Origin of the sequence: Candidatus Palauibacter australiensis (assembly GCA_026705295.1) — a bacterium.
GTDB classification, from domain to species: Bacteria; Gemmatimonadota; Gemmatimonadetes; order Palauibacterales; family Palauibacteraceae; genus Palauibacter; species Palauibacter australiensis.
In genome coordinates this window covers 51,025-60,828 of the sequence record JAPPBA010000020.1, presented here as the reverse complement: position 1 = coordinate 60,828, position 9,804 = coordinate 51,025, and the positions used below count along the sequence as shown (strand labels likewise).

At 66.1% G+C, this 9,804-nt stretch carries 7 protein-coding genes; 3 read left to right on the top strand and 4 right to left on the bottom strand.

Translation table 11 applies throughout. The features are described 5' to 3' along the window. Together OXN85_01350 and OXN85_01345 are read right to left on the bottom strand one after the other, a co-directional pair. The coding region (locus OXN85_01350; GenBank protein MCY3598606.1) for a hypothetical protein at positions 1–237 on the bottom strand (237 nt) is incomplete at its 3' end. A 207-nt stretch (positions 238–444) separates the two neighbouring features. Beyond that, complete coding sequence (locus OXN85_01345; protein ID MCY3598605.1) at positions 445–2,808, bottom strand: response regulator; 2,364 nt, start codon at positions 2,806–2,808, stop codon at positions 445–447. Between the two features lie 320 nt (positions 2,809–3,128). On the opposite strand from OXN85_01345, the gene OXN85_01340 reads away from it, so the two are divergent. Next, positions 3,129–3,902 (top strand): hypothetical protein, encoded by a 774-nt coding sequence (locus OXN85_01340; protein ID MCY3598604.1) that lies wholly within the window; start codon positions 3,129–3,131, stop codon positions 3,900–3,902. 186 nt (positions 3,903–4,088) lie between these two features. Beyond that, entirely contained in the window at positions 4,089–5,540 is a 1,452-nt protein-coding gene (locus OXN85_01335; GenBank protein ID MCY3598603.1) for an NAD(P)/FAD-dependent oxidoreductase, read from the top strand. Between the two features lie 153 nt (positions 5,541–5,693). Here the strand turns inward: OXN85_01335 and OXN85_01330 are convergent, their stop codons facing one another. After that, on the bottom strand, positions 5,694–6,071 hold the full coding sequence (locus tag OXN85_01330; protein ID MCY3598602.1) for a TonB-dependent receptor: 378 nt from the start codon (positions 6,069–6,071) through the stop codon (positions 5,694–5,696). A gap of 70 nt (positions 6,072–6,141) precedes the next feature. Next, positions 6,142–8,499, bottom strand: a complete 2,358-nt coding sequence (locus tag OXN85_01325; protein ID MCY3598601.1) for an SLC13 family permease — start codon at positions 8,497–8,499, stop codon at positions 6,142–6,144. Positions 8,500–8,640: 141 nt separating this feature from the next. On the opposite strand from OXN85_01325, the gene OXN85_01320 reads away from it, so the two are divergent. Then, positions 8,641–9,729, top strand: a complete 1,089-nt coding sequence (locus OXN85_01320; protein ID MCY3598600.1) for a hypothetical protein — start codon at positions 8,641–8,643, stop codon at positions 9,727–9,729. The last annotated feature ends 75 nt before the right edge of the window (positions 9,730–9,804 follow it).

The following is a 9,804-nucleotide window of genomic DNA, read 5'->3' as shown; positions in this document are numbered from 1 at the left end:
CTCGAACTCGGCGATCGACTCGTTCGCGACGTCCACCCGCAGGTAGAAGTCACTGGGGAGCGTCACCGCGTGCCCGTCGTGGTCTGTGAACTGCACGCCGATGTGGGCGGTTTCCTCGCCCGGCTCGACCTCGAGTTCTCCGGTCCACGCTCCATCGTGTCCGTCGTAGGACGCCACGGTCTGGCCGCTCAGCGACAGGGTCACGCCCTCGACTTCGTCGGCGTGAAATTCCTCCATGGGCTCCATAGGGTCGTCCCCGCCGCAGGCGCCAAGGACCAGCAGCCCGGCGGTCGCCAGGACGAGTGGCAGTTTCGATTGAAGATGTCTCACGTTTTCACCTCGTTCCGTTAATGGATCCGCCCGCCTCGGGCATGATCTCGAAGATAACGATAACCCCTTATCAATAACGGTCAAGAAGGCCGCCGCGGGGCACGATCATCGAGGTCAGACTCCTTCGGTGGGCATGTAATAGCCGACGCCACGCTCGTTGCGGATATAGGCGGGGTTGGCGGCGTCGTCTCCAAGTTTGCGGCGCAGGCGCTTCACGACGGCGCGCACGAGCTTCGGATCCGGAGTCCCGGCGTGCCGTCCGCCCCACGCCTGGCGCAGTATCGATTCGTATGTGAGCACACGACCGACGTTCATCGACAGCACGCGAAGCAGTTCGTACTCGGTGGCTGTCAGTTGCACCTGCCGGCCGGCCACCGAGACCCGACGCGCGTCGTACCGGATGGCCAGTTGCCCGAGCGCGAACGGCTTCGGGCCGGCCACTCGGCGCAAGGCGGCCCGCACCCTCGCCCCCAGTTCCGATGGAGAGAAGGGTTTGACGATGTAATCCACCGCGCCCGCGTCCAACGCCCTGACGACCGTTTCCTCCCTCCCGTAAGCGGAGATGAAGATCACCGGAACGTCCGTCAGTTCGGGGATCCGCTCCATCAGAGCGATCCCGTCGGTCCCGGGGAGTAGCAGGTCCAGCAGGGCCAGCCCGGGTTTGTGCGTCCTGACGAGATCAACCACTTCGTCCGGGTCGCCGGTCACGACCGGCACGTAACCTGCTTCGGTGAGCGCGTCCCGAGCGTACCGCAGGGTCTGCGGATCATCGTCGACGACCAGGACTCGCGTGCCATGCACTCCTTCCTGAGCCGGACTTCGGCCCCCCGCCGCCGGACGTGCCGCGGCGGCATACACCTCCTCAGCCACCGGGAGCGTGAATGTGAACCGCGTGCCGCGTCCCGGACCGTCGCTCTCGGCCCAAATGCGGCCCCCGTGCGCTTCCACGAGTCCCTTGCAGATCGTGAGCCCCAGACCCGCTCCCCGCAGCCCGCCGTGGCGGTCCCCCGCGGCGGGCGCCGTATACCTGCGAAACAGGTGCGGCAGCCGGTCCGGCGGCACGCCCCGACCCTGGTCGGTCACCGTGATGGTCACATGTACGCCGTCCCTCGCTGCGTTCACGCGGACGGGCGACGACTCGGGCGAGTACCTCGCCGCGTTGGACAGGAGGTTGTTGAGAACCTGGACGACGCGCACGCGGTCGGCGAAGACGCGAGGGAGGTCCTCCGGCAGGTCGATGTCGAGCGGGTGCGTCCCGGTGCCTCTCTCAAAGTCGCTCCGCGCCCGGTCCACGACGTGGGCGACCTCGACCGCCTCGGGGGACACCGACAGCGTGCCGGTCACGATGCGTCCGTGGTCGAGCAAATCGCCAATAAGGCCATGCATGCGGTCGGCCTGGTCGTCGATGACGCGGAAGAACTGCAGCATCTCGGCCGCGTCGGGCGCCGCCGAGCTTCCCAGCACGGTGGCCGTCGAACCCTTGATCGAGATCAGTGGCGTCCTGAGTTCGTGGCTCACGATCTGCAGGAACTCTGCGCGCAGCCGCTCGATCTGCTCCAGCGGCGCCAGGTCCTGCAGGGTGACCACGACCGATTCGACGGCGCCGTCGGTCGTCTGAATCGGCGTCGCGTTGACCAGCGTGGTCACGTGTCGGCCGTCGGGCACCGACAGCGTCATCTCCTCGCCGCGCACCGTCTCGCCGCTGCTCAACAACTGCGTCAGCGGGAACTCGGCCAGGGCCAGTTCCCGCCCGTCGGCGCGGCGGAAGGTGATCAGTTCCAGCAGCGCCTCCGAGGAGGTCCCGGGCATGCTAAGTACATCGACGATCCGTCGTGCCTCCCGGTTGAACGACAGGAGCTGGCCCGTCCGTCCATCGAAGACCACGACACCCACCGGCGAGGTTTCGATCAGCGTCTCCAGGTCGGCCCGTGCCCTTCGCTCATCGCGGTGCGCGCGGGCGTTGGCGATCGCCGTCGCCGCCTGGGACGCGAACAGCATCAGCACCTCCTCGTCCGCGTCGGTGAACTCCTCTCCACCTTCCTTCTCCGCGAGAAAAAAGTGGCCCACCGCGATGTCGTGATGCCGCAGCGGCACCCCCTGTAGCGTCTTGGACCGCATCAGATCCGGCGCGAGCCCGAGCGCTCGGACGTAGGCCGGCAGGTCCGACAGCCGGAGCGGCGCGTCGAGCGCTCGCAGGTGTTCGAAGAGCCGCGGTCCATCCGGCCACGAAGCCATCTCGTCCTTCTCCCGGGGTGTAAAGCCGGAAGTGACGAAGTCCTCGAGGTGCCCGGCGCGGTCGACCGTGGTGATCAGGCCGTAGCGCGCCCCGGTCAGGGCTCGGGCGCTGTCGGCGACCTCCTGGAGGACGGTATCCAGATCCAGGGTACTGCTGATGCGCAGGACGGCGGCACTCAACCTCGTGACGCGCTCTCGAAGCGCCTCCACCTGTCGCTGCCACTCGGCGGAACTCTCAGCCATTTGTTCACTTCTCCGCCGCACCGGAAATCCAGGCTTCCCGCTGCAGCCATTCCGCGATTATCGCTCGTTTGTCACGATAATATACCGCAAATGTCGCTCGGCAAGACTCGCAGGCAGGGTTCAAGGGCACGAAACTCCCCGGTGAGCCGGTTCGGTCATCCTTGCGCGCTGTTTCTCGGTCACCGTAATCTCATGCGCGTGAACCGCTGGATCGCCAAATAATCACGATACCGCACCGGTTCGTGACACAGCTACACGGTGTTCGATGAGAGCCGTCTCGCTGAGCAGCCTCGCATGTCGCTGGCCGCGGACCCCCTGAATTGATCCGCATCTTCGCCCATACGTCAGGTGACGCCGAGCGCGTGCAGGCTGCCGTGGAGGGCCCCGTCACCGTCGTGCGCGATGCGGCCGCGGTCGTCACGGGCGAAGAAGGCGATACCACCGGTCTGATCATCGCGTGTCGCAGTTGGGTTGTGCCCGAGACGGTCGAACTGCTCAAGGACGTTGAGCGGATCCTGCCACTGATCCCGGTCATCCTGGTGACGGACCGCGACTCGGCAGTGGCGCGCTGGTTGAGCGATGTGCGGGTATCCGCACTCGTCTGGTTCGACAAACTCGAGACGCAACTCCCCCATGAAATCGTGCGGGTGCGCAGCAAATCGGGGTTGTCTCATCTGGCTTACGTCATACACCGATCGGATCTCCCCCGACTCCTGCGCACAGGCTTGTCCATAGCCGCCACCAAAGCCCAGAGCACGCCCCTGCGCTGCGCCGGCGAGCTGGCCCGTGCCGTCCGCTGCTCCCCGGTCACCCTCTCGCAGCAGTTCGCCGACGCCACCGCGCGCGCGACGACGCTGAACCGTTTCCTCGGCGGTCTCGTGATGCTGCGCGCCCATCAGCTTCGCCTGTCGGGCCTGAGCTGGGAGAGCGTGAGCAGGATCGTCCGCTTCGCCCGCCCGACGCTGACGCGAAAAAGCAAACGATGGCCGGGATGCACGCTGCGAGAACTCGAGTGTATGGATCCCGATCAGCTCTTCGCCGCGTTCAACGAAAAGTTCGTGCGGCCGTTGCTGAGCCGAGCAGATCGGGACTAAAAGTCGTGCCTTTTCTTCGTCTTTTGCTCCATATCCATAAGAATCGTCCCTTCCCCCGCTCTGCCTGCCGCTAGAGCCTTCTAGGCGCGGATCGCACCTCCCCCAATTTGAGTGGGTGACGGCTCCGCTGGAGCGGCCCACCTGGCCCCGGGCATCACGTTCATCTCATCAAAACCGACAGGTCCAATGAACCCACGACGAGTCGTCATCATCGGGGGAGGAGCGGCCGGTCTCAGCGCCGCCTACACGCTCAAGAAGAAGGGCATTGAGCCCATGCTGCTGGAGTCGCTCGCACACGTGGGTGGGCGTCTGGCGGGCGAACAAGTGGACGGTTTTTTCGTGGATGCCGGGGCGGACTTCTTCACTTCGTCCTGCGACGTGGCCCACGAAATGTGCCACGAGTTGGGCGTGCCGCAGGCTCGCTCGAAGATGAAGCTCGGCTGGTACCGGCATGGCAGGTGGGTCACAACGACACCGGGCCTTTCGGCCACGAACCTCATCAGGAATCTCCCGGCGGCCGGGTCCCTGGGTTTTCTTTCGCCCCGGTCCATCCGGGCATGCCGCAAGCTGTTCGGCGACACGACTCACCGATCCACGCGACTCGGATTCATGAGCGACAGCCGACTCGCGGAGTGGAACGACGCCGAGACGTTTGGCGACTACCTGGACAGAATTGCGGTGCCCCAGTCCGTGCAGTCGACCCTCAAGGGCTTCTTTGAGGCGATAACGATGGGTGACGTCGGCAACTCCGGTCAGGCGTACATGCTGACGTACGTGTCGGAGATTCTGTTGAGGGCGGACAAACTCTGGGTACCCGAGAAAGGGACCTCCGACCTCGCCCGCGCACTGGCCGCCGCGTGCGGAGACGCGATCCGCGTCTCGACCACCGTCCATCGAGTTGAAGCGCGAAGCGACATCGTGACGCGCGTCGCGACGGACGCCGGCCCCATCGAGGCGGACGCAGTCATCTGCGCCGTTCCCGCCACGAGGGTACCGGACCTCATCCCCGAGCTGCCCGACGGAATCCGCCGGGCGCTCGAAACGGTGACCTACTCCAGCGGCTGCCGGGTCGTCATCGGACTCGACCGTCCGCCGCTCCCCGCCGGCTGGCACGGCGCCATTCACCCTGACGACGATACGCCGCTTCTGCTGGACCGATCCGTAAACCTCCCGGCGTGCGCGCCGCCCGGAAAGAGCACCCTGGACCTGATCATCGGCAAAGACCGCGCGAAGGAGTTGCTGGCGCTGGACGACGAGGAGATCAAGCGAGAACTGCTCCGCGAAGCGCGCCTGAATCCTCCTCCGGGTTCTGCTCTCCCCGCCGACGACGAAGGCCTCTTCACGCGCGTGTACCGCTGGAAAGAGGCCGTTTGCATGGGGCGCCCCGGCATGTTCAGGGCGATCTCCGATATGCATCGCCCGCACGGCCGGGGGTTCTGCAATCTCTTCTTCGCGGGCGACTACATGCGCACGCCCTCCGTGAACGGGGCCCTCGCGAGCGGCGTCAGAGCGGCCGAGGAAGTTGCGGACTTCCTGGCCCGTCAGTCCCCCGGCATGGCGTTGTCCGGGAGCGCCCTCAGCGCCTCGGCGCGCCTGAGAGACTCGCCTCCTTACGGCCGGAGCCTGACCGATCAGTGAAGCCTTGACGGTTCACAGCGGCGATTCGTATTCTGAGGGGGAGCCGACCTGGTTTCGGCCGACCGCCACTTCGAGCACGTGGACGGAATCGCCTGGGTCCGCCTCTAGCACGATGACCGCACATCGCCGATCTCAGAAGTCGTAGCGCAGCCGCTACAGCGCCAACCTCCCCAGCTCCGGCGCTCCCACGAACTCCCGATGCACGTTGTTGAGCAGGTTGTACACCGTCAGTTCCAGGCGTGCGTTCGGCTGGAAGGGAAGCTGATAGCCGGTCGTCAGATCCAGGACGTGGTAGGCGTCCACGGCACCGGCAAACACGCCCGACCTCATGTCGAAACCATCGGTGAAGCGCCAGCGCCCGTCGAGCACGAACCCTCGGGCGCGGTCGGTGAACGCGAACCCCACGGAGCCCTTGTGGCTCGGGGCGTTGAGCGCCAGGTCGTTGCTCCCGGGGCAGTCCCCGTCCTCGTCGAAGTCGAAGCACTCCCTGCTGCGGCGATGGTCGATCCCTGCTCTCCCGCCACCCTGCAAGATAGCAGAAACGCCAGCCCCGGTAGAGCCTGGACCCGGCCGTCCGCAGGCTCCGTCGACGCGTCAGATTTCAGCCTGCCGGCGCGAGCTGCCAGACGAGCGGGAGCACGGTCAGCACCACCGCCATGACCAGGATGAACAGCGGGAATCCGGCCTTGATGAAATCGACGAACCGGTACCCTCCGAAACCCATCACCAGCAGGTTCACCGGGTGTCCCACCGGGCTCATGAAGGCGCAGGAACTCGCCACCGCCACCGTCATCATCAGCGCGTGGGGTGAGAGCCCTTCACTGACGGCCGTGCTGAGCGCAATGGGCGACATGAGCACCGCCACCGCCGCCGTCGGCATCATCTGAGCCGAGAGGGCCGTGATCAGGAAGAGTCCCGCCACCACCGCCAGGGGACCGAAGTCCGCGAGAGATCCCAGCACCGCCTCGGCCACCAGCGCGGCGGTTCCGGACTCCTGCATCGCCATTCCCAGGCTGAGCATCCCCGCGATCAGGACCACCGCTTTCATCTCGATACACCGATAGGCCTCTTCGATGTTGAGACAGCCCGTCAGCACCATCGCGACCGCCCCGATCGGCGCCGCGATGAAGATGGGCAGCAGGCCTGAGATCACCGAAGTCAGGACGCCCGCCATGATGAGGGCGCTGACCGGAGCCTTCCGGCTGCGCACCGCCTCTGTCGCTCCTTCGGTCATGACGAGGAAGTCCGGGTGGTCCACCAGGAGCGCGAGCTTGTTCCTGTCGCCATAGAGCAGGAACGCATCGCCCGGGAGCAGTTCCATTCGCCGCAGCCCGCTCCGGTAGATCTCTCCATTCCGCCATATCGCAAGGATGGAAACGCCGTAGTTCTCGCGGAAATTGAGTTCCTCGATCGTCTTTCCCGCGAATGTCGTGCGTGGGGACAACGAGGCCTCCGCCAGGCCGACCGTGTCGGACTCCAGGCGGCTGAAGTCCAGGGGGCGATTGTCGCCCACCGTCAATCCCTGGAGCCCCGCCAGGATCTCGAGATCCTCGAATCGTCCCCGGAGGAGGAGAACGTCCCCTCCCTCGATTCTCGTATCCGGATCCGGCATGAGAAGCTCTTCATCGGCCCGCAAAATGCCCACGACCGTCAGGCCGAACGCATCGGCCAGGTGGGTCTCTGCGAGCAACTGACCGGCGAGTAGCGAATCTTCCGAGATTCTGACGCTCTGAATCCTGCGTTCCATCTGGTAGCGGGAGATCAGTTCTCCTGCCGGCACCGAATGGACCGCTCCGAGGGTCTTGTCCTCCTCCAGTGCGGCAAGTCGCCCGCTCTTCGCCGCAACCAGCAGGCGATCCCCCGGAGCGAGCGTCATGAGCCGCAATCCCGTGCGGTGTGCCCGATCGCCGCGCAGAATCGCGAGGACGTGCAGGTGACGGGTCCGGCGCAGATTCGCCTCGCGAACGGTCCGCCTGATCAGCGATGAATCTTCCGCCAGCTCCAGTTCCGCCACCTCCACGGAGGCGTCGGTGATCCGCCCCAGCGTCCGGTCTCTGGACTCGATCTCCAGTTGCTTCCATGCGCGCAGGGCTTCGAACCTCTCGAGGGTTCCTTCGACCACCATCTCGTCTCCCCCGTTCAGGACGAAGTCCGTCCCGGGAGCGAGGATCATCTGTCCGCTTCGCTGCACCGCGACGACGTTCAGACCCAGGGCCTGGCCCAGGCGGCTTTGCTGCAGTGTCTTGCCCGCCAGGGTGGAATTCTCGGGGGCTCTCAGCATGCCGATCAGGCCGCGCAGGTCGTAAAGTCCGCCCAGATCCGCGGGCGTCGATTCCTTCTTCGGATCCCGGTCCGGGAACAGGCGCCGCCCGAGGAAGGTCATGTAGACGATTCCGACCGCGAGCGCGGTCAACCCGACGGGCGTGAACGAGAACATCCCGAACGGCTCGAACCCGGCATCCTGCAGCGCCCCGTTCACGAGGATGTTCGGCGCCGTTCCGATCAGGGTCGTCATCCCGCCGAGCAGGGATCCGAAGGCGAGGGGCATGAGCAGCTTGGAGGGCGGCGTCCCTATGCGGCGGGCCATGTCCAGTACCACCGGCAGCATGAGCGCGGTGATCCCGATGTCGTTCATGATGCCCGACAGGAGGCCCACCGTGGCCATCATCACCGCGATGAGGCGGCCGACGCCATCGCCCGATGCCGCCAGGACCCGTTGGCCGATGAAATGAGCCACCCCGGTCCGCATCAGGGCGCCGCTCAGGACCAGGACGGAAGCGATCGTGATGACGGCTTCGTTGGCGAAGCCCATGATCGCCTGCTCGCCCTCGAGGATGCCGGTCACGACGAGCACCAGCATCACCATCAACGCGACGAGGTCTACCCGGATCTTCTCGGTGACGAACAGGACCACCGCGACCAGGAGGATCCCCCCCACGACGAAGACCTCGAAGTTCATTCAGTCCTCCGCCTCCCGTTCAAGAAACCGCTGGACAGCGTTGTTAGCATATCGTCACCTTAGGCTCGCCGTCGCGCAAAACTCACCTCGCACAACGAGGTGTGCCATGACAGCCACAAACACGCTGGCCGGAGCTGAGACTTGATCTGGCTGGCCGTGCGGATAGCGGCCGCCGTCGCGGTCATCGTCGTTCCCTTCGGCTACGCGACGGCGGGGAGCAACGCCGGCGTCGCGGTCGGCACCGGCTGTGGTCTCGCCATCGGTGCGGCGGTCGGTCTCAGCGGGAACCGGGGGCCGAGGCCGTGGACCGGCATCCTCGTCGGCGCCCTGGTCGGGATCGGCGCCGTGTTCGCCTCCACGGTAGCGGTCACCAGCGGGGCGATCGCCATGTCGCCGGTCCTCGCGCTGGGCGTCGGACTGATCCACGGCGAAGACCTGCTGGATGAGGTCGGCGGAACCTCGTTCTCGGGGTATCGGGACGCGCTCCGGGAGACCGTGTTCGTATCCGTCCTTCTCGCGCTGGGGCTCCTGCCCGCCATCTATGCGCTATCGGAACCGTCGCTCTTCGTGGACATCTTCCTGTTCGTGCCCTGGGTGGCGCTCTCCGCCGGCCTCCTCAGCCACCGCGCCGCGGGCTGGCGCGACACCCGCCCTCCCTGGCGGCTGGTGTTCGCCACCGTCCCCACCGTCGGCTATGCGGGTGGCGCGATCGTCGTGGGGTTGATGGCGGCCGACCCCGGCCTGGGCATCGGCGCCGGCCTGGGGATCGCGGCCGGCTTGCTGCTCCTTGAACTGACGGTCACGGCGGCGTTCTTCGTTTTCGGGCGCGCGGCGATCATCTGGTTCCGGCCGCGGTTTCGTGTGTACAGCGGCCTCTCCGCCTACCTGCGCGTCATGTGGGTCCCGATCGGCGGGTTCGCGATCGGCTACGTGACGATCATCATCCTGTTCGCCGGATTCTACGGCATGCTGGAACACTTCAGTCCGGGGGCGTTCTCCGACGCCGGCACGGGAATCGTCGACTGGCTGTTCTTCTCCTTCTTCGCCGGCCTCGCCCAGGACTTCGCGACTATCGCCCCGGTGTCCGTCGGCGCCCGCGGGCTCGTCGGCATCCACCTCATCCTCTCGGCGGGCTGGGTCGTGGTGCTGTTCGCGGCGGTCATGACGTCCATCGGGCCGAAACTGGAGCGGATCGCCCGGCGCCACGCGGAGGAAGGCGGCGACGACTGAACTTCGTTCACCTACCCGTTCGCCGCCCAGGGCGGAACATGATGCTGCACCTGTCGACGTGGCCGTCCGCGAGGT

What these genes read in the sequence shown, in the direction of transcription:
- OXN85_01325 (MCY3598601.1), bottom strand. Translation starts at nt 8,499, where the DNA reads ATGAACTTCGAGGTCTTCGTCGTGGGGGGGATCCTCCTGGTCGCGGTG.
- OXN85_01345 (MCY3598605.1), bottom strand. Translation starts at nt 2,808, where the DNA reads ATGGCTGAGAGTTCCGCCGAGTGGCAGCGACAGGTGGAGGCGCTTCGA.
- OXN85_01335 (MCY3598603.1), top strand. Translation starts at nt 4,089, where the DNA reads ATGAACCCACGACGAGTCGTCATCATCGGGGGAGGAGCGGCCGGTCTC.